Annotated in this window: 24 protein-coding genes; 10 read left to right on the plus strand and 14 right to left on the minus strand. The window is 45.2% G+C overall.

The features are described from left to right. Positions 1–61: 61 nt before the first annotated feature. Positions 62–859 (plus strand): calcium-binding protein, encoded by a 798-nt coding sequence (locus QUA83_RS25555; RefSeq protein ID WP_333296726.1) that lies wholly within the window; start codon positions 62–64, stop codon positions 857–859. A gap of 52 nt (positions 860–911) precedes the next feature. Here the strand turns inward: QUA83_RS25555 and QUA83_RS25560 are convergent, their stop codons facing one another. The 9 genes from QUA83_RS25560 to gor all read right to left on the minus strand — a co-directional run bounded on the left by QUA83_RS25560 (position 912) and on the right by gor (position 11,978). Further along, positions 912–2,570 carry an ABC transporter substrate-binding protein gene (locus QUA83_RS25560; protein ID WP_333296727.1) on the minus strand — a complete coding sequence of 553 codons (1,659 nt, stop codon included), beginning with the start codon at positions 2,568–2,570 and terminating at the stop codon, positions 912–914. 872 nt (positions 2,571–3,442) lie between these two features. Next, positions 3,443–3,928: a Spy/CpxP family protein refolding chaperone gene (locus QUA83_RS25565; RefSeq protein ID WP_333296730.1), complete on the minus strand. Its 486-nt coding sequence runs from the start codon at positions 3,926–3,928 to the stop codon at positions 3,443–3,445. 19 nt (positions 3,929–3,947) lie between these two features. After that, entirely contained in the window at positions 3,948–4,394 is a 447-nt protein-coding gene (locus QUA83_RS25570) for a hypothetical protein (protein WP_333296732.1), read from the minus strand. Continuing rightward, the gene (locus tag QUA83_RS25575; protein WP_333296755.1) at positions 4,391–4,981 is read right to left on the minus strand and encodes a sigma-70 family RNA polymerase sigma factor; all 591 of its coding nucleotides are present in this window, start codon (positions 4,979–4,981) and stop codon (positions 4,391–4,393) included. The genes QUA83_RS25570 and QUA83_RS25575 overlap by 4 nt, the downstream gene beginning before the upstream one ends. A 510-nt stretch (positions 4,982–5,491) precedes the next feature. Further along, positions 5,492–7,543, minus strand: coding sequence for a transglutaminase-like domain-containing protein (locus tag QUA83_RS25580; protein WP_333296733.1), 2,052 nt, complete (start codon positions 7,541–7,543; stop codon positions 5,492–5,494). Beyond that, the gene (locus QUA83_RS25585; protein ID WP_333296734.1) at positions 7,540–8,826 is read right to left on the minus strand and encodes a DUF58 domain-containing protein; all 1,287 of its coding nucleotides are present in this window, start codon (positions 8,824–8,826) and stop codon (positions 7,540–7,542) included. The genes QUA83_RS25580 and QUA83_RS25585 overlap by 4 nt, the downstream gene beginning before the upstream one ends. Before the next feature lie 69 nt (positions 8,827–8,895). After that, a complete protein-coding gene (locus QUA83_RS25590; RefSeq protein ID WP_333296735.1) occupies positions 8,896–9,858 on the minus strand; it encodes a MoxR family ATPase in 963 nt (320 codons plus the stop codon). Between the two features lie 55 nt (positions 9,859–9,913). Beyond that, on the minus strand, positions 9,914–10,450 hold the full coding sequence (locus QUA83_RS25595; RefSeq protein WP_333296737.1) for an opioid growth factor receptor-related protein: 537 nt from the start codon (positions 10,448–10,450) through the stop codon (positions 9,914–9,916). 184 nt (positions 10,451–10,634) lie between these two features. Further along, complete coding sequence (gene gor, locus QUA83_RS25600) at positions 10,635–11,978, minus strand: glutathione-disulfide reductase (protein ID WP_333296739.1); 1,344 nt, start codon at positions 11,976–11,978, stop codon at positions 10,635–10,637. 276 nt (positions 11,979–12,254) lie between these two features. Between gor and QUA83_RS25605 the strand changes: the two genes are divergently transcribed. Next, a complete protein-coding gene (locus QUA83_RS25605) occupies positions 12,255–12,956 on the plus strand; it encodes a Uma2 family endonuclease (protein ID WP_333296741.1) in 702 nt (233 codons plus the stop codon). Positions 12,957–13,279: 323 nt separating this feature from the next. Beyond that, entirely contained in the window at positions 13,280–14,044 is a 765-nt protein-coding gene (locus QUA83_RS25610; protein WP_333296742.1) for an ABC transporter ATP-binding protein, read from the plus strand. A gap of 77 nt (positions 14,045–14,121) precedes the next feature. Here QUA83_RS25610 and QUA83_RS25615 read toward each other — a convergent pair whose 3' ends face one another. The 3 genes from QUA83_RS25615 to tadA all read right to left on the minus strand — a co-directional run bounded on the left by QUA83_RS25615 (position 14,122) and on the right by tadA (position 16,147). Beyond that, positions 14,122–14,490 (minus strand): hypothetical protein, encoded by a 369-nt coding sequence (locus QUA83_RS25615; protein ID WP_333296743.1) that lies wholly within the window; start codon positions 14,488–14,490, stop codon positions 14,122–14,124. 144 nt (positions 14,491–14,634) lie between these two features. Continuing rightward, entirely contained in the window at positions 14,635–15,363 is a 729-nt protein-coding gene (locus QUA83_RS25620; RefSeq protein ID WP_333296745.1) for a lysophospholipid acyltransferase family protein, read from the minus strand. 283 nt (positions 15,364–15,646) lie between these two features. Further along, positions 15,647–16,147: a tRNA adenosine(34) deaminase TadA gene (gene tadA, locus QUA83_RS25625; RefSeq protein WP_333296746.1), complete on the minus strand. Its 501-nt coding sequence runs from the start codon at positions 16,145–16,147 to the stop codon at positions 15,647–15,649. A 75-nt stretch (positions 16,148–16,222) separates the two neighbouring features. On the opposite strand from tadA, the gene QUA83_RS25630 reads away from it, so the two are divergent. Further along, on the plus strand, positions 16,223–16,819 hold the full coding sequence (locus tag QUA83_RS25630) for a TerB family tellurite resistance protein (protein WP_333296747.1): 597 nt from the start codon (positions 16,223–16,225) through the stop codon (positions 16,817–16,819). A gap of 308 nt (positions 16,820–17,127) precedes the next feature. Continuing rightward, the gene (gene menB / locus QUA83_RS25635) at positions 17,128–17,961 is read left to right on the plus strand and encodes a 1,4-dihydroxy-2-naphthoyl-CoA synthase (RefSeq protein WP_333296748.1); all 834 of its coding nucleotides are present in this window, start codon (positions 17,128–17,130) and stop codon (positions 17,959–17,961) included. 230 nt (positions 17,962–18,191) lie between these two features. Here menB and QUA83_RS25640 read toward each other — a convergent pair whose 3' ends face one another. Continuing rightward, positions 18,192–18,494: a hypothetical protein gene (locus QUA83_RS25640; RefSeq protein WP_333192972.1), complete on the minus strand. Its 303-nt coding sequence runs from the start codon at positions 18,492–18,494 to the stop codon at positions 18,192–18,194. 498 nt (positions 18,495–18,992) lie between these two features. Here QUA83_RS25640 and QUA83_RS25645 point away from each other — a divergent pair, with 498 nt between their 5' ends. Both QUA83_RS25645 and QUA83_RS25650 read left to right on the plus strand, forming a co-directional pair. Further along, positions 18,993–20,219 carry an SPOR domain-containing protein gene (locus tag QUA83_RS25645; protein WP_333296749.1) on the plus strand — a complete coding sequence of 409 codons (1,227 nt, stop codon included), beginning with the start codon at positions 18,993–18,995 and terminating at the stop codon, positions 20,217–20,219. Between the two features lie 144 nt (positions 20,220–20,363). Beyond that, positions 20,364–21,068 (plus strand): PspA/IM30 family protein, encoded by a 705-nt coding sequence (locus QUA83_RS25650; RefSeq protein ID WP_333296750.1) that lies wholly within the window; start codon positions 20,364–20,366, stop codon positions 21,066–21,068. A gap of 54 nt (positions 21,069–21,122) precedes the next feature. Here the strand turns inward: QUA83_RS25650 and QUA83_RS25655 are convergent, their stop codons facing one another. Then, on the minus strand, positions 21,123–21,299 hold the full coding sequence (locus QUA83_RS25655) for a hypothetical protein (RefSeq protein ID WP_333296751.1): 177 nt from the start codon (positions 21,297–21,299) through the stop codon (positions 21,123–21,125). Positions 21,300–21,369: 70 nt separating this feature from the next. Between QUA83_RS25655 and QUA83_RS25660 the strand changes: the two genes are divergently transcribed. The 3 genes from QUA83_RS25660 to QUA83_RS25670 all read left to right on the plus strand — a co-directional run bounded on the left by QUA83_RS25660 (position 21,370) and on the right by QUA83_RS25670 (position 23,896). Next, positions 21,370–22,155: a PspA/IM30 family protein gene (locus tag QUA83_RS25660; RefSeq protein WP_006635936.1), complete on the plus strand. Its 786-nt coding sequence runs from the start codon at positions 21,370–21,372 to the stop codon at positions 22,153–22,155. Between the two features lie 645 nt (positions 22,156–22,800). Beyond that, positions 22,801–23,091 carry a hypothetical protein gene (locus QUA83_RS25665; protein ID WP_333296752.1) on the plus strand — a complete coding sequence of 97 codons (291 nt, stop codon included), beginning with the start codon at positions 22,801–22,803 and terminating at the stop codon, positions 23,089–23,091. A 130-nt stretch (positions 23,092–23,221) separates the two neighbouring features. Beyond that, positions 23,222–23,896: a ShlB/FhaC/HecB family hemolysin secretion/activation protein gene (locus QUA83_RS25670; protein WP_333296754.1), complete on the plus strand. Its 675-nt coding sequence runs from the start codon at positions 23,222–23,224 to the stop codon at positions 23,894–23,896. Positions 23,897–24,035: the final 139 nt, after the last annotated feature.

Genomic DNA, 24,035 nt, shown 5'->3' on the forward strand with positions numbered 1-24,035 from the left:
TCTCTTTGAGCACAACTTGATATTTTTTATTATATCATATTAGTTGTTTGTGTAATTAATTTTGTTTGACTACTTAATATCGACGCCTACTCCCACAACAACGCCGACGCCTACTTTCACACCAACTCCTACGGCCACACCAACTCCTACAGCCACACCAACCCCATCTGTCACGCCAACGCCCAATCCGACATCAACACCAACGCCATCTGTCACGCCAACGCCAACTCCGACAACAACACCAACGCCATCTGTCACACCGACACCAACGCAGTCCAATCCTTCTCCAATTATCGGTACTGATGGCGACGATATCCTTGCAGGCGATCGCAGCAACGATACCATCAGTGGTAAACAGGGAAATGATACCCTCAGTGGTCTTGATGGCAACGATCGGATGTACGCTCATCAAGGTAATGATCTTCTCGAAGGTGGCAACGGGGATGATAGCCTTTACGGTGGCAAGGGCAATGATACTTTGCTTGGCAATAACGGTGAGGATGTTTTATTTGGCGATCGCGCTTCTGACAGTCTCCTTGGCGGTGAAGGGAATGATACTCTCTACGGCGGTGAGGGAAATGATACCCTATTTGGCAGCTTGGGAAATGATTGTTTAATTGGAGGTTTGGGGAGCGATCGATTCCTCTTAGGACTTGATGTCGGAACGGATACCATTTTAGATTTTGAAGACGAGAAAGATTTGCTCACACTTGCTAGCGGTATCACCTTCTCTCAATTAGCAATTACTCAAAGTAACAGTGCAACTTTAATCCGGTTTGTGCCAACAGGAGAAATCTTGGCATCTCTGAGCACGATATCGGCGAGTCAAATTAATGCTGCCGACTTCACTTTCCTCTAAAACATGACTTACGCATAAACTCTATCTGTAGGGTGCATCTCGATCTAACTTCTCAATTTTTGCTCACTTCCTCAAAAGACTCCGACCCCAAAGGACTCGGAATCCAACCTTGAATATTCTTGCGTTTCCCTAAAAGCGGCTGCGAATGTACGATCGGCAAACGCACAGCTTCCTCGTGCAAAATCTCGCTAACTTCCGCATAAATTTTCGCCCTAGCTGCTTTATCCCCACTCGCCCTCCCCTGATCCAAAAGTTGCAGAACTTTCGGATTTTTCCAATTTCCCAAATCCCCCGTGGAACTAGGCCCGAAGTGAGGATAATAAAAATTGTCTGGATCGCCATAATCTCCCGTCCAACCCATCATAAAAGCTTGAAAGCCGGGAGGTTTGAGGCGATCGGCTAAATAAGCAGACCAATCCTTTGTCAGCAATTTTACGCGAATCCCGATCGCGCTCAAATCCGCCGCCAAAGCCTCAGCAATCGGCTTCGGCGTGGGAAAATAGGGACGGCTGACGGGCATATACCACAAATCCAAATCAAAACCGTTCGGATAACCGGCTTTCGCGAGCATTGCTTTAGCTTGCTGCGGGTTAAATTCATAATCTTTAACTCGATCGGACGCCGCCCAATTCAGCGCAGGCGGGATAAATTGCGAATCATGTTTTCCGAGTTCTCCCCAGAAAGCTTTGACTATTGCTGGCTTGTTAATTGTTTGGGCGATCGCCCGCCTGACTTCTGGTTTTGACAAAGGTTCGTAACTCGGATTTAAGGCTAAATAACCGACATTAAAAGAAGGTCGCACAACAGCTTCTAAATTAGCATCTCCCTGAACTTCTTGCAGTTGATCCGGCGTTAAATCCACAGTCAAATCAAGTTGACCAGCTCTCAATTGAGCCAGTCTCGCCGCCGGATCATCAACAAAACGAATTACCAATTGATTGACTTTTGGCGTGCCAGTTTTCCAATAATTCGGATTTTTTGCTAAGATAATGCGATCGCCCGATCGCCATTCCTGAAACACAAAAGGCCCCGTACCCACCGCCAGCGACCCCGGAGTTCCGTACTTAGCACCCGCTTTTTTCACCGCCGCCGGACTCGCCATCCCGAAATAACCAGATCCAATCGCTGACGGAAAAGCAGCAAAAGGTCGATTCAAAACAAATTTAATTGTAAACTTATCAACAACTGCCACATCTTTTACTAAAGAATCTTTTTCTCCCTTAAACCCGCCAAAAAAATCTTTCCAAATCGGATAATTCTTGCCCGCTTCTCGAAAACCGTTAGGATTTTTCGCATCCCACCAGCGATCTACATTAAACTTAACAGCTTCCGCATCAAAATCCGTACCGTCGTGAAACTTTACCCCGGAACGCAACTTAAAAGTCCAAGTTTTGCCATCTTTAGAACTTGACCATTCAGTAGCGAGACTCGGCTCAAGTTCTACAGTTCCCGGTTTGAAATCAGTCAAGCGATTGTAAATTTGGTCGATAACAATCACCGAATTTCCATCAGTAATATTTCCCGGTTCCAGATTGACCGGCGGCCCACCCGCACCGTATACTAAAGCCCCAGCCGGAACCGTTGCAGGAGTTGTCGGAGTTGGAGAATTATTGCTAACCGTGTTTGAAGGAGTGCCGCAATTTGAGAGAATTACAGCCATCCCAAAAACTATACTTAATAAAACTAAACGCCAGGGTTTTAACAATCTCATTTGAATAGCTCCGGTTTAATAGTAAATTTTACTCATATCAATAAATTTTAATTGGCTCTTTCTCTCCCCTCTGTGGTCTCTGCGTTCTCTGCGGTTCATTTAGTAAATTCTATATTAACCACCCATCTAAATTAACAAACAAAATAGAGCAGCCTGATGATATCATGCTGGAGGGAAAAATATCAAGCCACACCTGTACATTAGGCGACGCAACCAGCATGAAAGCTAACGTTTGCGCCTAGCTAGAGGGGTCATTCGATTTTAGGTTTTAGATTTTAGGTTTTAGATTTTAGATTTTAGATTTTAGATTTACTCCATGAACCTGGGGGAGCATCTCATATTTCTAAAAACACTTCTTATGGCTGCTTTCTTCTTCCTCTTGCCTCCGGGCTCCTGCCTCCGGGCTCCTGCCTCAAAACTCCAATTTCTAGCTTAGCTGCTTTCATAAAGATGCTCCCAATGAGCGAGCTTGAACTTTCGTCTAAAATTTTGCTCTCTTCACCACGTGGGGCAGGGCTGTTTCATTCTCTTCTAGGGGCTGCCCCCCGTGGCTGCCCCCATGTCTGAAACTTGTGAAATCGTCTGTGGGGGGGTAGGTATTCTTGGCACTACAAGAGTCAAAATCGCGATTTTCGTGAGAATGAAAAAGCCCTGCTTGTTTACTAATTGTTTACATCGCTAATTTTCCCAACTTGGTGATAGCTTTCTTGCCCAATTTCTATCGGATTTGGGGGTGTTAAACAAATACAAGTGAGTGCAGTTTTTTTCGCTATCATAACGGGGGTAGCTAACCCGGATTTGGTGTTATACCTACTTAAAATGAATCGCAGAGTGCTTACGAACTCTGCGATTCACTCAAAACTACTCGTCAATTACTGCGGTTTTTGACCGTTTTGCATCCGGTTTTTAGCATTTTGTCGGCGCTGCTGCATCAGTTGAGCTAATTGGCTGCGCTGTTCCGCCGTGAGCACTTCTCGCATTGCGAGTGTAATTTCAAATTGCACCTCTTCAAACTGCTGTCTCAATCCCATTATTTGACGGTGTTTTTCACGGATTTCGCTGGCATTTGCCGTGCCGGACATCATCGTGTCCAATTCTTGTCTGGCTTGGCGCACTGCTTGCATCCGCTGGGAAACTTGGTCTTTGTAGCGATCGCGCACTGCCTGCATTTGCTGCTTCTGATCTGCGCTTAAATTAAGTTTCTCGAACATCCCACCTTCCCTGCCAGCGGGTCGATTGGGACGCTGGTTTTGTGCAATTGTTTCTGGTTCTAGCGGATTGGGAACTGCTATTGCTGCGGCTGTGCTGCCGAGAGTCAGCATTAAAACGGCTAGGGCAGATATACGACGAATTGACATGAAAATTACCTGTTTGATATTACTTATTTGTTGGCGCTTGACTGTCAGCACTAGGGCTGACAGTCAACCAGTCTGTTTGTGAGCGATCGGTCATACTTTCTTGGGGAGAATCATGGAGTACACCCTCCCAGTTAGTAACTAAAAATTCTTCTAACTTAGCTGTTTCCTCATCCTGCACTTGTGCAGTCTGAAACGGACGGTATCCAGACCAAAAAACTAGCAGGCTAGCAGCAATGGCAGACGACAAAGCCCACTTAGAAACAGAGGATATTTTGAACCTGTTATCAGACTTTGCTGACGCACTTAATCGCGTTTTTGGGAGGTGGTTTTCAGGGAAAAGGCTCGCCTGATTACTTTCGATTGCGGCTAGAATTTTTTGCTCTAAATCTGGTCTAGCTTCAGGAATATTTTGGCTATGTTGCTTCAAGAAATTAACTAACTCTTGGTCGCTGCTTGGGTTATTCATAGCTCGCTGACACCTTCTTTTTGCAAAAATTGCCGCAGAGAATTTCGGGCATAAAACACGCGAGATTTGACGGTTCCCGCAGGGAGTCCCAAAATTTGGGCTACTTCTTTTTGCGGAATGTCTTCTAAGTCGTGCAGCACCAAAACGCTGCGGTGTTCAAAGCTCAATTGCTCCAGTCCCCGCTGCACTAAATCTTGATAGTGCAACTGCATCAAGTCCGAGGTGTTATCTTTGAGAATAACCAGATCCATTGTTTCTTGATTTTTGAGTTGGGAGTCAAAAGAATGCTGTTTAGCAAATGCTTGTCTTTGGTCAGAAGCCACATTCCAAGTGATTCGATAAAGCCAAGTAGAAAAGTTTTCCTGGTGCTTGAGTTTGGGCAATCCTTTCCAGACTCGCAGGAATACTTCTTGTGCTAAATCGTCAAGAAGTGAGGGGCCGCAGAGTTGGTAAAGGGTTGACCTGACTTTGTGTTGGTAGCGTTTGTAAAGGTAGCGAAAGCAAGTGCGATCGCCCTTTAGGCACTCAGCAACTAAGTCCGAGTCGGAACAGTCATCGGTTAAAACATTGGCTGACACAGCTAACACCTGTGAAGTTTCCCCCACCAGTTCGTTATCTGAAGTGTTTAGACAGGACGATCGCAAAAAAGGTTCAAAGGATTTAAAATTTTTTTTCGACGACGCGGCAGGTAGGGAAACGGCACTGCCGTGTCCTGATTTTTCCTGTAATTAACGGGTTTCGAGGTGTAAAGCCTGGGAACCCAAATCCAGAGTCCCAGCCTTGGTTAAGAAAATGGACGCTCTGACTCGCCCCAGAAGCGTTACTTTTACAAGTGATTTAGAAAAGCTATAGCGGTTCTCAAAAAAGTGAGGTATGCCCTATGCCCTATGCCCTATGCCCTATGCCCTATGCCCTATGCCCTATGCCCTATGCCCTATGCCGGATAGTACCTCATCTTTCTGAGAAAGGCTATATGTATAGCGGTTCTCAATTAAGGGAGGTACAAGTTTAGATTGAATAATTGAATAATTGGGGAATTTACGAATCAATTAAAAATTCCTCAATACCCCAATTTAAAATCTAAATCTGTACATCATCTACCTGAGAAAAGCTATAGTAGACTTACCACTTTTATTGACCTGAGAGTTTGAGGCGATCGCCTGCCTGCGATATTGCTCGATCCAGGATTGAATTGCCAATTTAAATTCAGCTTTTTGTGCGTCTTGAATTCCTTTGGGATCGAAGCGATCGCAATAATGAATCTCAATCAACAATGCTAACTCTTCGAGACAATATAATTCCGGTTTTTCTTTTTTTAACCTCTCGATCCAATTTTTTAAAGACTCGGAAGGATGGCGAATCAATCCAGACTCATTTAACGCCTGTTCGATTAAATAAAATTCCGATTTCGGACTCAATGAATCTTTGTTATAAATAGCTTTTAGCCATCTTTGTTTTTTAGATAAAAGGCGTACAGTTTTCTTAAAATTAGGATTACACCTCCAAATAAATATTAATGCCAGCAGGATAACTCCCCCATACTTCAATCCATTGCTACCTGATAAATATCGCAACCCCAGCAAAATTTTGTAACTCAATAGCGACCATAAATCAGAGATAAATGCCCCTGGGGGAGCAGCATCCTCCTCCATGCTTTCCCAATCAGAAGGCGTAGCATCAAAAGCTTGCCATTTTCCCGCGATATAAGCCAAAGTCCAAGCATGAGCATGGCGACTTCTTACAATATATTGGTTCTCCAAAGGACTAAATTCGTGAACAGAATATCCAACAGCATAACGGGCTGGAATACCAAGTTTTCTGAGGAGAAGTGTCGCAGCAGTAGCAAAATATTCACAATGTCCAGAGCGAGTGTTGAGTAAAAATGTTGATAGAGGCGTAGCATCATTATCTTGGCCCCTAAGCTTCAGTGAATAAACGAAATTTTTCAGAAAGAACCACTCTATTTTATCTAAGATTTCTGGTGGCGCCTTTCCTTGAATATCCATTTGGCTGAGGATTTTATTCAGTGCAGCTATTTCTGATTTTGGTATTTGTAGGTCATCTTTTGTAGGCGGGCTATCTACAGAAAAATTATTATTAAAGTAGCTTCGATAAGCCAGCATATCACCTTTTCCTACCACTTTAATTGTGCCATATTTATTCTTTTCCATCTGACTGACAGGCAATGCGTCAATTTTAAAAGTTCCATCTGGCAGCTTTAATAAACCTTGGTTGCCTTGGAGTGTAGCCGAAATAGTAATCGTTGATGGATTCGGTAGTTGGTCGCCTAAATCCCAAGTTGTGCCATTAGTCTTTGATTGTACGGGAACAAAGTTAGGATTTAAGGCGAGCCAAAGTGAAGAGTTGTAGCGATTATAAGTGGCTTCTCTTAGCAGTCGGGGAGGAGGCTGTTTAGCTTCAGAAGCCACTCTAAAAATAATTTCATTTGACTGTTTTAATAATCCCACTGATCCCATGTTCGTTTGTTTTTTCAAAAAATCTGTTTCTTGAGAATTCCCATGACTAAGCCATGAGATTGCTTGCTGTTCTACTGCTAGGTGAAGTTGGTGCAGGCCCATCTGTCCTATAAATCCTATACTGCCAGCAATTAACATCAGACCAAGCCAGAGAATAAATGAAACATTTTTCGGTCTCACAGACCACAAAGCAATAGCGGTTAAGGCAAATATCCCAGCATAAAAAGATATCTCTCTACTATTCGCAGCACTAGCGGATAGCAGACAACAGATAAAATATGGATAATTTAGATTCACCATCAAGTGCTTAAGTGGTGCTTTTTTTGTAGCCTTGTTTAGCCACAAAAACATTAGGCGTATATCCAAACTTTCCTTGACAGAATATACCTGAGCAGCTACCAGTGGAAAAAATAAACCAGGAAGCCACTGCAACAAATTATATATCAAGTAAATAGAGGGGTTAGCGACCAGGAGATAAACCAGCAAACAGCACAAAAAAATCAGGCAGAAATTAGCAATGCGCTTAAAATCACTAGCTGAAAAATCCCACCGATAAGGCAACCAGTTAGCTGCCTCTAAAATCAGAGCAATTGGTAAAGCAAAAAACCATAGTCCCGTCTGCCAGCCCCAAAAAATTACACTAACACCCAAAAGAAACACTGGCATTTTCATAATTTCATTAACTCCTCTTGTATTTGACCTAGCTTTAAAATATGGCAGCTTGTTAAGTCATCTTTAATCAACTCTAAATTTAAGCTATCTAATTGAGCATCTCGCTCTGTTAAAATTAAAACTAATGTATGGATGTCGCGACTTCTCAGATAATTTACTAATCTTTTTCTAGGTTCGTCCCAGCACAAAAATATACAAATGCAACCGCTTAGCAGAGATATTTTTTCCATTAAAACTGAGGTGAGCGAGTCAAAAAGTTTATCCTGGCAGGCACCGACGGAGGCGAGAATTTCTAGCATTTTATCAGTAGAGTTCAGCCCTCTACCAAAGGTAAAACAATAAGCTTCTTGAACGACGAACATCAAATCCAATAAGGATTCTTGAGTCTGAACTTCATAGGATAATGAAGCAGCAATTGAAATTGCTTCTTCTAAAATTTCACTATATTTTACACTTTGAAATGTATCCAAAATTAGGGCGTGCCTCACAAAAAATTCATCCTGTTCTTCTTTGACCATTGGCTTACCTGCTTTTGCCCAACTTTTCCAGTGAATTTTTCGTAGCGGATCTCCCGGTCGATAATCCCGCAGAGACCTAAATTCCTCGGAATCTCCTACGGATGAAGCTAATGTTACGCCACCTGATTGATATCTTCTTGAGCCAGGAAGCTGAATTGGTGGTAAATGATATAGTTTGGGTAAAATTAACAGAGATTGGGGCAAGGAAATTGTTTTACAAGCATTCCAAATCCCAAAAGGATCTGACCTAGTAACTGTTAGACCACTGAGGCGGATAACACCTCTGCAAGACGGCGTAATTTCACCTACCACTTCTGTTTTGCTATTGGGTGGAAGAGGAGGCAATTCTATGACCTTAGCTGTGGCGCATTGTTTTCTATAAATCAGCCACAGCCAACGATAATAGCCGAAGTATTTATCCAATGAAGTGCGCTTTTCTTCACCGGGTTCAGGTGTTTCTATAAATTCTTGAAAGCTTGGGTATATGTCGGCAAAATTTTCCCACAATTTCAGGTTATTGTGACTCAGGTTAGTTTTGTTATGAATAAGTAGACGGTATTTTAAAGTGACTCCAACAGTTGCAAACTTTGGCAACAACCGTACTGCCTTGAAGCGGAAGCGAAAAAATTTACTAAAAATTATGGCTATTCCTATAATTGACAACAGGAAAGTAAAGATTTGATAAGTCACAGTCTGATTAGTATCTAATCCTAAAATTCCCGCTAAAAGCGTGCAGCTAAGCACTGCTAACCCATTGTTGGTCAATCGCTTCTTTCGCGAGCGATTTACACGCGCACAGAAGCGAAAAATAGCGTAGAAAAAACGTTTCATTTTTTAGGCGGGTACAGGAATAGATTTGATAATTTCTTCAACAACACCTGCGGCCATTCTACCCGAAAAACGCGCTTGAGGTTCCATTACTAGGCGATGAGCGATTACTGATACCGCTTGTTCTTGAATATGTTCTGGCGTAACAAACTCATAGCCATCGAACAAAGCTAATGCTTGAGCAACTTTCATTAAAGCTATGGAAGCTCTGGGACTCGCCCCTAGTTGTACGCCTTCGGCTGAGCGAGTTGCATTCACGATATCTACGAGGTAACGTTTCAATTCTTCACTAATTCTAATTTGCTTTACCTGCTGTTTTAAGCTAATTAAATCCTCTAAATTAACGCAGGTTTGAAGTGTATCAATAGGATGTTGATGGATTTGATCTCCGAGCAGGTTAACTTCCTCTTCTGGCGAGATGTATCCTAGACTAAATTGAACTGCAAAGCGATCCATTTGGGCTTCAGGAAGTGGATAAGTGCCACGAGATTCTACTGGATTTTGAGTAGCAATGACAAAAAATGGGTCTTTAAGTTTGTGCAAATTTCCGTCAATGCTGACTTGAAATTCTGCCATTGCTTCTAGGAGGGCGGATTGGGTTCGCGGTGATGACCGATTGATTTCGTCAGCCAAGATAATATTAGCAAAAATTGGGCCTTCGTGGAAATGGAACGTGCGTTGATTAGGGTCGAGCATGGATATGCCCAAGATATCGGATGGCAAAAGGTCAGGTGTAAATTGAATGCGTTTAAAGGTGACATCGACAGATAAGGCTAGGGCTTTAGCTAGGGTAGTTTTACCTGTACCGGGATAATCTTCTAAGAGGACGTGCCCGCCACTCACAAAGGCTGAGAGCAATTTCCTGATTGCTGCTGATTGCCCTTTCACCACTTTTTGAATGTTGTTGGAAATCCTTTGATAAATTTCTCTGCCTGACTGAGCGTGATTTTCTGTAATTGCTTTATCCATTATTTATTGTGTTCGTAGCGTTCGGTTAATGTCCCGCTGATTGGCTTCGATCGATTTAACTATTTACAGCATTTTTCCAATATGTATAAGTTTCTAAACCAATACTTTTTTGATTTTCATTATATATCTCATCCAAACACCTGAAAAGAGCCAAAGCGTAATTTTTCAATCCCAACTCTGTCAAACTTGTGAGAATCCTAGTCAGCCGCAGGTAGTTGTGATTAAATTGTTGAATCCACTCTCTTTTCCGTGACAAATATTCCTCGGATTTGGCAACTACAATTTCTGCGTTTTCCCCTTCGCGGCATTCCAACCCGTAAAACGCCAGCATGACATTGAACGAATGGAGTAAGCGATTTTTCAACTCTTCACTTGTTCTAAAAGCTTGAATTACCTCATCATTTAAAGTCGGAGCACTGGAATTAAAGCGGCTCTTTTCTCTCAGCGGAAACAGCCATTGAATGTAATTGTGCACGGATTCCAGCTTCTGGTAATCCCACGACCAAATATCCTCGATCGCCCGACCTTGTGAATCAGGCTGCTGACCGAGATAGAATGCTAAAATTTTGTTTTGTTTGGTTGAATCACTCATTAATAAGTTGTGTTGTATCTAAATTGTATTTTTGGGCGGGCGGGACGCCCACCCCACAACCAGAAAATTTAATTTTTGTGTGGAACAGGCATCCTGCCTGTTCTTCAAAATAGTTTTCTTGAGTCGGTTTTAACCGACTTTAGCTATTAGCCAGGGGTTTAAACCCCTGGCCGCTTCCCCCGCTTTACCGCAAAGTAACAAACTCTTCAGCAGTCGATGGGTGAATGCCAATAGTCGCGTCGAAGTCTTTCTTCGTAGCTCCCATATTAACAGCGATCGCCATTCCTTGAATAATCTCGCCCGCGTCTTTCCCAACCATGTGCACGCCCAAAACTCTGTCAGTATTAGTTTCAACAACTAACTTGACAAAAGTCTTCTCATCTGCACCTGTCAAAGAATGAAACATCGGTCTAAACTTGGCTGTATAGCACTTAATTGATTCGGGAAACTTGGCTTTAGCCTCCTCTTCTGTTAAGCCAACTGTAGCTGCTTCCGGCTGCGAAAATACTGCTGATGCAACATTTTCGTGACTGATCGATCTGGGGTTATTACCAAATTCAGTATCGGCAAAAGCACGGCCTTCAGCGATCGCAATTGGCGTTAAATTGATGCGGTTTGTGCAATCTCCGACAGCAAAAATGTGCGGCTGACTGGTGCGGCTGTCTTTGGTAACGGCGATCGCACCTTTATCTGTTTCTACTCCCGCATTTTCTAAACCCAATTTTTCTAAATTAGGCTGACGCCCGGTAGCGCACAGTAGCGCGTCTACTATCAATGTTTCTGAGGATTTTCCCGACAAAGTTAATTTTAAACCTTCTGGGGTTTTCTCAACTTGTGCGATCGAGCTTTCTGTCAAAAATTCAACTCCGTGCTTAGTCATTCCTTCTTGCACGTTAGCTCGAATTTCTGCGTCGAAGTAGTGCAAAATTTGATCGCGCCGGATGATTTGAGTTACTTGACTTCCCAACCCGTTCATAATGCAAGCAAATTCGACGCCGATGTAGCCTCCTCCCCAAATTGCCAACCGTTTTGGCTGCTCTTTTAGTAGAAAGATTTCGCGAGAGGTAATCGCGTGTTCGATGCCGACAATTGGGACTCTTTGCGCTTCTCCGCCGACTGCAATTAAGATTTTGGCGGCGGTGATTTTTCTGTCACCAACTTCGACAGTGTGGGGGTCAATAAATTTGGCGTATCCTGAGATTAATTCGACTCCGGCTTTTTCAAGAAAGCTGATGTGCAGTTTGCTGAGTCGGCGCACTTCTGTGTCTACCGTGGTGACAAGTTTTTCCCAGTCGAAGCTGCTTTCTACTGGACTCCAACCGTAGCCCACCGCATCTTCATAAAGGTGCGAAAATGTTGAGGCGTAAACCATGAGTTTTTTGGGAACACAGCCGCGAATTACGCAGGTTCCGCCTACTAAATCATTTTCGGCGATCGCCACTTTTGCGCCGTAGGATGCTGCTCGCTTGGAACTCGCCAATCCGCCGGAACCCGCACCTATCACAAACAAGTCGTAGTCGTATGTCATAATTGTCTCTACCTTCTTATCGCCCACTTACCAATTTTACGCTTTACTTTTCTTAATGATATCTCAAAAATTTTTTTTTGGGGGATCAACTACTTTACTTTTTGCGCTTGAACGGGTATTATTTTATAATTGGAATCTGTGCGTTAATTTTAAATTTTCTCACACTCCCATTATTAGAGTATAGCACAAGCGATCGACAAGAAACATATAAAAATGTAATTTTTTTTCTGCGACCGATGAGGAAATAGCTAGTTATAGTTCTCGGAGACAACCACTATGCAAGTCACGACCGAACAAATTATTTATCCATGCAGCGACGGTCAACCAATGGCAGATAGCACAATACAATACAAATTAATTGTCAAAATCAAAGAAGGTTGCGAATCGCTGTTTAAAAACGACCCAAACGTGTTTGTAGCAGCCGATTTACTGTGGTATCCAGTTGAAGGTAGACCAGACATTTCTCAAGCACCGGATGTCATGGTAATATTTGGTAGACCAAAGGGCGATCGACGTTCCTACCTGCAATTTAACGAAGATAATATTGCTCCCCAAGTTGCGTTTGAGATTCGCTCTCACAACGACAGACAAACCAAGATGTACAAAAAACTTTCATTTTACAATCGCTATGGAGTCGATGAATATTACCTTTACGATCCAGAAAACAACGATTTGAGCGGTTGGCAAAGAATTGAAGGAAACTTAGAATTAATTGAGCCGATGGAGGGCTGGGTAAGTCCGAGATTGGGAGTGCGATTTGAGTTGGGCGAAGCTGGGTTAGAAATATATCGACCCGATGGACAAAGGTTTCTTTCATATTCGGAATTGGAGGAACAGGGGGAATTAAACCGCCAGCGTGCAGAACAAGAAGCTCAAAGAGCCGAACAGGAAGCTCAAAGAGCCGAACAAGAAGCTCAAAGAGCCGAACGTTTGGCAGCAAAACTGCGCGAATTGAACATCGATCCTGAGAGCATTTAAGCGACAAATTGTTTAATTTAGCGCTTACGCATCAAGACCGCAGAAACCGGGTTTTTTATGATTTATGGGCGCTGTAGCGAATGATTTTCGTGAAAAAACCCGGTTTCTCACCACCCTTGTGTAAGTCCCATAATTACAACTTATCCGACTTGTTTAAAGTCGCGAAGCAATATCCATTCTTCGGGATTGGTTCACTCTACTCGGCTGCATTTGCAATGACGCCTGATACTGAAATTAGCGTCCAAACGATCGCCCTTCCAGCCGCCAAAACCGATAAGAAGTGTTAACTTAGTAGTTAGTTGTGTCGATCGCACAGAAAAAAAATGCCTGAACTACAAACCGATACATACCAAGACCTCGACCCGCAAGTCCTCTCAAAGCCCGTTGTTGTCGGTCTGGAAGAGGTAACAAAAGTTTACGGGATTGGCGACCTGGAAGTTCGCGCCTTAAACGGCGTCAGCTTGACGGTAAGACAAGGAGAATATTGCTCGATTATGGGCGCATCGGGATCGGGCAAATCTACAGCTATGAATATTATCGGCTGTCTCGATCGACCTACGAGCGGCAGTTACTACTTAGACGGCGTAGATGTCGCCCAAATGCCCGAAGAAGAATTAGCCGGAATTCGCAATTTAAAATTAGGTTTTGTCTTCCAACAATTTCACCTGTTGCCTCAATTGACAGCATTAGAAAATGTCATGTTACCGATGGTTTATGCAGGCATTCCCGCACCAGAAAGACGCGAACGGGGAGTAGACGCTTTAACAAAAGTAGGCCTGGAAAGTCGGCTGCAAAACAGACCGAATCAACTATCAGGAGGACAGCAGCAGCGGGTTGCGATCGCCAGGGCTATTGTCAACCGTCCCGTGTTGTTGCTGGCTGATGAACCTACAGGTGCATTGGATACAAAAACTACTCAAGAAGTAATGGATATTTTTACAGAATTCAACGAAAGCGGCATGACTGTTGTTATGGTAACGCACGAACCCGAAGTAGCGCGCCAAACTCGCCGCGTTGTCTGGTTCCGCGACGGTCAAGTTATTCACAATAATCTCAACCCGGAAGAGCTTTCACACGCTATATTTTAGATTAACAATTCTGTGATGGCGAGCTGTGTTTTATTTTGTTGACTGTTGACTGTTGACTGTTGACTGTTGACTGATGACTAATTAAAAGCTGTGGGAAAAGCTTCCCACACTCGATCGACAAAATCTCTAAGTTGCCGAGATGCGATCGCACCATCCTTTTTCTCCGAGTCCAGAGAGTGCAACTCAGTCAACAGTGAAATTACCTCAGTATCAAAAGCCTCCCGAAACAAACTCAGCGGCCACAGCAAATCAGCACCATCTCGCAAATCGGATAAAGTGTATTCTGCAGGTGAATCCTTCCCCGACGCCGATACAACTAACATCAAAGGGCGCACCCAACAAACTTGACGTGCCTCAACCACTTGGATTACCTCGGAATGCAGGCACGCATCTCCACATTCTAAACTGACAATTTGACCAGGCTTAAAGTTCAAAGCACAATCCATTAAGGCTCACACTTAATACAGACAAGACAAAGCAGCGAAATAAGTGCTGTATCTCTCTACAGCACCCGAAAACATTATATCATAATTTCTTTTTCTTTCTTCCTTCTTCCTTCTTCCTTCTTCCTTCTTCCTTCTTCCTTCTTCTCAACTTTCATCAAGCTTTTTAAGAGCCATTTCGATCTCGGCTGTCAACAATCGTGCTTCTTTTTTACCACCGCCACCATTGGCATAATCCGCCACGGAAATCGGAGAACCGATCGCAATTTTTACCTGACAACCCCATTTAGGAATGCGCGGGCGATAGCGGATACTCATCGGTACAATTTTCACGCCCAAACCCGGTTTGCTCAACTCTGCTTGCATTGCCAAACGCGCCAATCCCGGCTTAATCGGGTGAACTTCCCCATCCTGAAAAATACCGCCTTCGGGAAAAATCACCAACATTTCCTTGTCGAGGAGTAGTTCCACCCCATAACGGAGACTGCCAATTGCTGGATGCTTGAGATCCACAGCAAACCCCCCCAAATGTCTGATGAACCAACCTTGCACTCCTTTGACCTCATCAGCAGTTACCATAAACCGCAAATCGCGTCCAGTCACCTTCTGTCCAGTTGAATAAGGCATCATCAGGGCATCCCACCGGGAGCGGTGCGTAGGGGCTAAGATGACAGGCCCGTCTTTCGGCAAGTGCTCCTGTCCGGTTATCTCAATCTTGCCAAAATGAAACGGTAGGACAACATAGTGACCTAGCGGATAGAGCAAGGAGGTTAACCAAGGAGAAACGCGAGAGGTATTAGATGCTACCTTGGCAGGCATGGGCTTCACTAGAGAGGATTTACTGGACTCAACGGCGATCGTGGCGGTGTGGGGCATAGCAATTAAGCTGCTTTATCGAGATCTAAAGTTTAAAGTAAGGTGTTGGCCAAATCTTTAGTTTTTAGATGGGGACACTTTTGCTATTGGCCTTGTGCCGATCGAGCGATCGCACCCGCAAGAGATAATCTGTCACAGGTAAAACCTCAGCCAACCGGACAGCACTAATGCAGAGCAGTCGGCCGCCTCGAAAGCTTGAGCAGGCAATTACGGATCTATTATTTCAGTTAAAGGATCAATTTCGATTAAACATCGCCCCGAAGATAGTAAAAAATTTTACCTGTTAATTTTTCCGGCGCGCTTCAAACCAAGAAAGCAACTGATCGCGGCAAACAGACTCCATAATACCGCCAAGCACTTCTAAGCGGTGACACGAATGCGTGCTATCGGGAATATTAGCAGCAGTCCGAATTGTGCCAGTTTTCGGGTCATCTGCTCCGTATACCAGCAAACCAATCCGAGCTTGGACGATCGCACCAGCGCACATCGGGCAAGGTTCCAGCGTTACGTAGAGCGTGCATTGGTTGAGATGCCAGTCTTGCAAAACTTTGCCGGCCGCCCGCAAAGCCAAGATTTCAGCGTGAGCAGTCGGATCGCAATCTCGCTCTCGCCGATTTTGCGCTTCGGCAATCAATTTGCCACTACCGTCAACAATTACAGCAGCTACGGGCACTTCACCAGCATCACCGGCTGCTTGCGCCAGTTCCACAGCCCTAGTCATCCAGCGTTTGTGAATAAAATAAGTAGTCTCACTAATAGCCAACGGCTCAGCTTTATAATTCACGTCATACCTAAGTAACAGAAAAACTTAAGATCGATAAATAAAGTTACATTACAGCTTAATCGAGAGTCTTTAATTATGGACACCACTACGATTACCACTGAAATTGTTGAGCTGTTGTGCCGCATTAGCCGGCAAAAGCTGCGCGAACAAGATATCACTCCTTTGGTAGTGTTTCTGACGGCTCTGATTTCCATCCTGCGCGGAGTGATGATTATTGACAGGACGATCGCAGTTGAAGAAGAAGAACGGCTGCAAAAGACTCTCAAAGCCTTTGCCAGCGGCGACCGCGATCGGGTAGAACTAATTCAGCGCCTTGTCAAAGGAGTATCGAAACAGCAGGTTTACTTCAACCCCACAGAATTGCTAACCCTGACAGCTTTGTTCTCAGAATCAGAAAAACTGTTGCTCATCGGTTCCGGCTACGAAATGTCCGCGGCCGACGGACACATCGACCTACGGGAGCAAATGTACTTACAGTCGATCGCAAATCGGCTCGGCCTAGACTCCAGACACATTGCAGTCCTAGAAACTTTATTTACTAAAGAAGGAACCCTAGACTCAGAAGCTTTTGGCGAAGTTCAAGCTTTACTCGATCCCAGCGAATTCGAGTCCCGCGATCCGGTATTTGGCAAAGCAGCAAAGCACTTGCTGAGTATTTTACTCCGCAAATAATCCAGCGCATATAAATTTGGGGGCAGTAAAAGGAGTTCGAGGAGTTCGAGGATTTGACGCTGTTTCCATTTGAGATGGGAATTGGGCGCTCTTACCCTCAAAAACCGGGTTGTTTAACCCCTACCAAGAGCGCTGCACGGCGTATGTTGTTGAAAAACCTGGTTTCTCCCTAAGTCCCGCTTGATTTTTTTTTTGCAAGAGTCGATCGACCCTTGTATCCCATTGAACCGAATGCCTCTAAAATCTAAAAGCGACTTGTCGCTGCCTTGATTGACTCAGCTCAATCTCAAATCTCAAATTGATTGATTATGCAAATTGAATGGCAAACCGCCAAAACCTACGAAGACATTCTCTATCACAAAAGCGGCGGCACCGCCAAAATTACCATCAATCGACCTCACAAACGGAACGCTTTCCGTCCCAAAACCGTACTGGAACTGTGTGATGCCTTTACTGATGCCCGCGAAGACACAAAAATCGGCGTTGTCCTGTTCACCGGTGCGGGGCCTCATACAGACGGCAAATACGCCTTTTGCGCCGGCGGCGACCAAAGCGTGCGGGGTTCGGCGGGATATGTAGACCAAGGTGGCATACCCCGGTTGAACGTGCTCGACTTGCAGAAGTTGATTCGCTCTATGCCCAAAGTAGTAATTGCTTTAGTTGCAGGCTACGCAATTGGAGGCGGTCACGTTCTGCACTTAATTTGCGACTTGACGATCGCTGCTGACAATGCTATTTTCGGACAGACCGGCCCCAAAGTCGGCAGTTTCGACGGTGGTTTCGGAGCTAGCTATCTCGCCAGAGTTGTCGGCCAGAAAAAAGCCAGAGAAATTTGGTTTTTGTGTCGCCAGTACAGCGCGCAGCAAGCCCTAGAAATGGGTTTAGTCAACTGCGTCGTGCCCGTCGAACAACTAGAAATAGAAGGGATTCAGTGGGCTGCGGAAATTCTCGAAAAAAGTCCGATCGCGATTCGCTGCTTGAAATCCGCTTTTAATGCCGACTGCGACGGTCAAGCCGGTTTGCAAGAACTGGCGGGAAATGCCACTTTGCTGTACTATATGACCGAAGAAGGCGCCGAAGGCAAACAAGCCTTTTTGGAAAAACGGCAACCTGATTTTAGTCAATATCCTTGGCTGCCATAGCTGGATGGAGAAATCAGTTTTTTTTATGCGCTCATATTAAAGTAGATCCTGCTGATTTTTATGAGTTAGTAAAGCCAAATGCACCCTGTAGTCCAAAAGTGTCAGTAGTGATACCAGTTCCCACAAAGAATGAAACTGCTTTGCCAGATCCAAACCATGATTATGATCAGTGATTCCCCTATCGAAAATCGAAAATCGAAAATGGTATGAGCAGCAGGGCAGCCGACGAACTAAACTGAGACTGCTGCTGCCGATTTTTCGGTTAACGTTGTGCCTGTAAGCTGGCAGGCATTGCGCTCGGAAAGAGTGACGGTGGCATCCTGCAGCGTCAGAGTCGATTCTTGCCACAGTCCAATTTCTTCTATGTTTTCCCAAGATGACCTAAAAGGCGAAACGGCTAAAGCACAAGCTTTCCAGTGACTTTGAACCGGCCCGCCTAGTAAAGCGCAAACACCCCCGCGTCTGCCTTCAGGGGTATAGTGACGGCAGTGACCACAAGCTGAAGTTAAAGGTGAAGTTAAGGAGGTTTGCATAAAAGTTCTTAGGGAAATCATTTTCATCTCTAATTCTCCTTTGTAGAGCTAGCAGGTTTTAGAGCATCCCAACCTTTATGCTGTCTGGGTTGTAGCGATCCCCGAAGCATAAATAAATTTTATAATTTATTTATAATCTCGTTATATATAGAAACAATTAGCTCGGTGCTTGCTCATTGTATAGGTAAAAACACAGGTTAAAAGTTTATAAAGACGTTAGGGATCAAGAAAAAGTACAAATGCCCAACGAGTATGAGAGGTTACAAATAAGCGGTAGCTTAGAATACAAAAATTAGCTGAGAGTGTCGGTAAGCAGCCTCTGGGAAACAGCAACAATTAAGTTTTCAAATGAAAATGAAAAATAGCTGCCGGCGATCGGGCCCCTGTTGCATTGACGCCAAAAGTAGCTAATCATAAAATAGGCAAGTTTTCAACCTTCATGTTTATCTCTACAATCAACATATTAAAATTAATTCAGAGGCGGTAGGAGTTTTGCTAATGAGTAAGCGTTCTTCGGTTGAATCCCCAAATCATCAATCCTCTTCAACCCCAATCAACCCTGCTTTGCAAGCAGTCCTGGGGAGTCTAGATGTAAACCTAGAAGCAGAACTGACAACATACAGAAGGCACAGGAGGCGCGCCGAACAGTGGGTGTCGCCCTCAGTTCGTAGCGGCAAGCAAACAGCCACAACCGAGCAACAGCTAGCCCAAAATTTGGCGCCGGAGACTGCGGAGGAAACCCAGCAGCCGCTATCGCTGCCCCTATCCCTTGCCGGCACTCAGGGCGATGCCCCGCTAGCAACTACCAAGGGCGGCACAAAATTATCTAGCAGTACCTTCGCACCCAACAAATATCTCGAATCAAGCGAAAAACTGATCGAAAGTTTGGACGAGTCAAAAGCTGAGCCTACGGTAGAACGCAGTTTAGCCGCCAGTTTGTTAACTCCCTTGGGACTGAGTTCGATGCTGCTGTTTTTGCTGTCATGCACAGCTTTGGGCTACGCAGTCATGTACCCGTCAAATCTAGTTAAGATGGCCGGCCTGAACCGTTTGCTCGATCGCAATGCACCCTCTTCAAGCGACAGTCCCGCCTCTACTGCCATCTCAGATACCAGCACCAAGGAACTGCCGAAAGCTCCCAATCTGGTATCCAAGGAATTTGTCGAGCTAGATTTGAGCACTCTCAGCAATGTCCAGCCGACAGTCAGCCCGATTGCTTCCCCGTCACCAAAAGCCTCAATCCCGCCAACTCCGCCAGCGCCTCCAGGCCCCAGCGGGGCTGTGCCAATTCCTACAGAAGACGGCAACCCGGCCAGAGGCAGGGAACAAGGACTCAACAATCTGAGTACGGCTTTGCTTCCTACTCCCAGCCCTAGCGCCGCGCAGCCTGTGCCGACACTGCCGACACTGCCTCCAACACCCTCCCCAGCCCAGCCTGCAGCCACATCCCCGGCGACAGCATCCCCAGCCGCCGCATCCCCAGCCGCCGCATCCCCACTGGGAAGGCCTACACGGGCCGCCGACGGTTTCTATTACGTTGTCACCGATTACACCGACGAAAAATCGCTGCAGCAAGCCAGAACCGCTGTTCCCGATGCCTACGTGCGAAACTTCTCAAAGGGTGTCAAGATCCAAATGGGGGCTTTGAACGATCCTGCCTCAGCAGAACGTTTGGTGAAAGAACTCCAAGAAAAAGGGGTGAAGCCACAATACTATCAGCCATAAATTAGGTAAAGGGTGAAAAACTTTAACTAAATTGTTAGACAAAGCTAGACAATGAGGAATGTTTTGTCTAACACAAAATTGGTTTTGTAATTGTCACTTCCCAGTCCTAAATCTAAAATTTAATAAAATCGGGAGACGGGCAAAATGGGATTATTCGATCGCCTATGGCGAGTGATTCGAGCCAATATTAACAGTTTGGTCGGGGCTGCTGAAGACCCAGAAAAAATTCTGGAACAGGCTGTAATGGATATGCAGGAAGATTTAGTGCAGCTCAGACAAGCTGTGGCAGGAGCGATTGCAGCTCAAAAACGCACTGAACGACAGTGTTCCCAAGCTGAGTCTACAGCCGCAGAATGGCATCAGCGGGCGCAGCTAGCTTTGCAAAAAGGCGAGGAAAATTTGGCGCGGGAAGCTCTGACGCGCAAGAAATCTTATCAAGAAACGGCAACGGCAATGAAAGCCAGTCTCGGACAACAGAACGCTGTTGTGACTAAACTTAAAGAAAATATGCGGACGCTCGAAAGTAAAATTTCCGAGGCAAAATCTAAAAAAGATATGTACATTGCCCGAGCTCGATCGGCCGCATCGTCGGAAAGGCTGCAAGAAATGATGGGAAATCTCAGTACCGGCAGCGCTTTGAGCGCCTTTGAACGGATGGAAGAGAAAGTCATGCAGCTAGAAGCTCGCTCCGAAGCAATCGCAGAACTCGGAACTAATGATTTAGAAAAGAAGTTTCTCTCTCTCGAAGGTGCTGACGATGTGGATAACGAGTTGGCGGCGATGAAAGCACAAATGCTTCCGGGCAACAATACACCCAAATTGCCGTCGAGCGAGCCGCCCGCATCCTGAACAGCAGGCAACAGAACAATAGTCGGGACAAGCAAAAACTTCTCAACAGCCTAGCTAGAGATGGCTCGAAGCCTGTTGGGGAATTCCCGGATCGAAGTTAAACTTAATAGATAGGTGCATGAATAAGCTTGCCTGCATCACTTTACTCGATCGCTTTAAACTGGATTTATCTGTCTGCAAAAATTGCCAAAAACTAAATCGCACTAAAAATCTGACAAGAGTGATTTTCACAACTGCGGGCTAGGGCTATCAAGCCTGCTTTCCGCCTACTTCGTACACCTCACCCAGGAAAAATAGCATTATGGGATTATTTGACCGCATTAGCCGAGTCGTCAAAGCCAATCTTAACGATCTGGTAAACAAAGCTGAAGACCCGGAAAAGATTTTAGAACAGTCTGTTACGGATATGCAGGAAGACTTGGTGCAGTTGCGTCAAGCCGTTGCCAGCGCGATCGCCACTCAAAAGCGCACCCAGACTCAGTACAATCAAGCTGAATCTCAGTCTAACCAGTGGCAGCAGCGCGCTCAGCTAGCCCTGCAAAAAGGAGACGAGACTTTGGCCCGGGAAGCGCTAGTTCGCAAAAAGTCTCACGCTGAAACGGCGGCGACGCTGAAAGCCAGTCTGGATCAGCAATCGGCTCAGGTGGAAAGTCTCAAGCGCAACTTGATCGGTTTGGAGAGCAAAATTTCCGAAGCTAAGACTAAGAAGGATATGCTCAAAGCGAGGATATCCGCTGCTAAAGCTCAGGAACAGCTCAACAATACCATTGGCACCTTGAATACTGGCAGTTCAATGGCGGCTTTCGATCGCATGGAAGAAAAAGTTTTGCAGATTGAAGCTCGCGCGGGGGCTTCGGCAGAATTGGCCGCCGGCGGCAGCAATTTAGAGGAACAGTTCCGCTTGCTCGAAAGCGGCGGTGATGTTGACGACGAGTTGGCTCAGATGAAAGCTCAACTTACCGGGGGGTCTGTGTCTCAAGGTCAATTGCCGGCAGCGGGTAAAACGGCAGCAGCTAGTAGTTCGGAGTCGAGCCCGGTGATTGACGCTGAGTTGGAAGAATTGCGATCGCAGCTCAATAAAATGTAGTAATCTCTATCAAAATTTACCTATTTGTCAGATCGCAGGTTTGATAGAATGCTCCGCCGACCTACAGGGCTAGCTTGGGAGGTCGGAGTTTTTTTTAGTCATTTTTAAATACACAAAACAGGATTTTTGTCAACTATCTTTATATTGACTTGAGGAATTAAGTGTTTAAAAAGTGATAGAGTAATTTTATTCGTTGCAAGAGGGCTAGCTTGGGAGGTCAATCGATTTTCGATTTTAGATTTTAGAGGCGACCCCACGGATAAATCCGGGGGCTTGAGGATTTTAGATTTTCGATTTTGGATTGATTCCACGGATAAATCACGTGGCGGGTACCACCTTTGAAATTCGTGGTCAGAGTTTTTTCAGTAATTATTTAGTACACAAAAAAGGAGTGCTGTCAACTATCTTTATATTGACTTAAGGAATTAACTTTGTAAAAAGTGATAGAGTAATTTTATTCCTTGCAATTGCGTCGGCTGCGCCCGATCGTAAGTGTAAATAACTATCAAATATGGCTAATCTGTCATGCCCGTGCAATTTTCTAGAAGCTTTTGTAAAATCAAGTTTTTCAAGGCATTAGCACTTGGTTTTTCAATTGCAGCTATTTGCCCCGCACTGCTATCAGCTCTAAGTGTTGGCGAGTCGATGGTTGCTACCGACTCAGGGGTGCAAGCGCCAATTGTGCATGAGAATTTACCGTCTCAATTCAAACTAAATCAAGAAACAGCAGACGATCGCGATCGGCTTCGTGATTTATACTCAGGTTCAGAATTAGATAGAGGCAGTAAAGAGCAAGAAAATAGCATCCCGGATCTCGATCAATTAACCCAAAGTGATCCCGCAGAAACTCTCCCTCAGTTGCCGAATCGAGGAGAAAACAGACACGAATTTCCGATTCCCAACCCGCGACTGCCAAATCCGGCTCCCCTCCCGTAACCGGCGCCGCCAGAACCCTTGCTTTTAGGCGAACAGCTTTTGCCGCTTGCTATTCCCGCGCCGGCACAGCCTGCAGAATTGCTAACATTCCGGGTACGATAAAAGTCACTCGATTTGAAGTAGTTGGCAGTTGACTTACCGCGAGCCGATCGTGCAAAATCCGAGAAGAGAAATTGCGATCGGTATTGGTACCGGCAGTCGAGAAAGCGATACATCTTGGCTGGGAAAAGATTTTCCACTGTCGTCGGAAGCAGATAATTGGGGTAGAAATCGGGTTGCGGTGCTGAGGCTGTTTCAGGATTTTACTCAAAGGGAAGAGAGAGATGTCTGGGCGGCGCGATCGCAGTTCTGTCAGGGAGTGGCAGCATTTGGCGCTACGGTGAGCAGCAGCAGCCCTGACAGTCAATTTTTGGTTTTGCCGAGTCAATTGCATTACCTGCGGTTGTTGGCTCCTGAGACGCTGCTGCGGGTGCGATCGGATGTGGAATTGGCTGGGGCAGAGCTTTTGGGGCTCGAACCATTCGGTATAGGGGGATCAGACACATTGCGGGGCTACCGTCAGGATGCAATGCTTGCCGATAGCGGGATTTTTGATTCAGCCGAGTTGCGGTATCCGATGCAAGCGCACCCGCGACAAGCAAGGAGTTTTGCACGTGACGCCGTTTGTGGATTTTGGCAATCTTTGGAATCCCAGGGAAAGGGCGGTTTTGGAAGCGAATACTTTGCTATCAGAGGGATTGCGGTTGCGGTAACTGTACGGCGAAAGGTGGAATGCTCGCGGAGGCTGGGGAATTCCTTTGATTGATATTAAGTCGAGCAACAGGAGTTTACAAGAGGGCGGGCTGTATTTTTCTGTATAATTCAAACGTAAGGATTCAGGTAAAAAATAGTGAGAGCGATCGCCGAGAAATATGATAATGTAGTCAGATGAGCGAAAAATCAGA

Source organism: Microcoleus sp. K1-B1 (genome assembly GCF_036704705.1).
In the GTDB taxonomy this organism is placed as follows: domain Bacteria; phylum Cyanobacteriota; class Cyanobacteriia; order Cyanobacteriales; family Microcoleaceae; genus Microcoleus.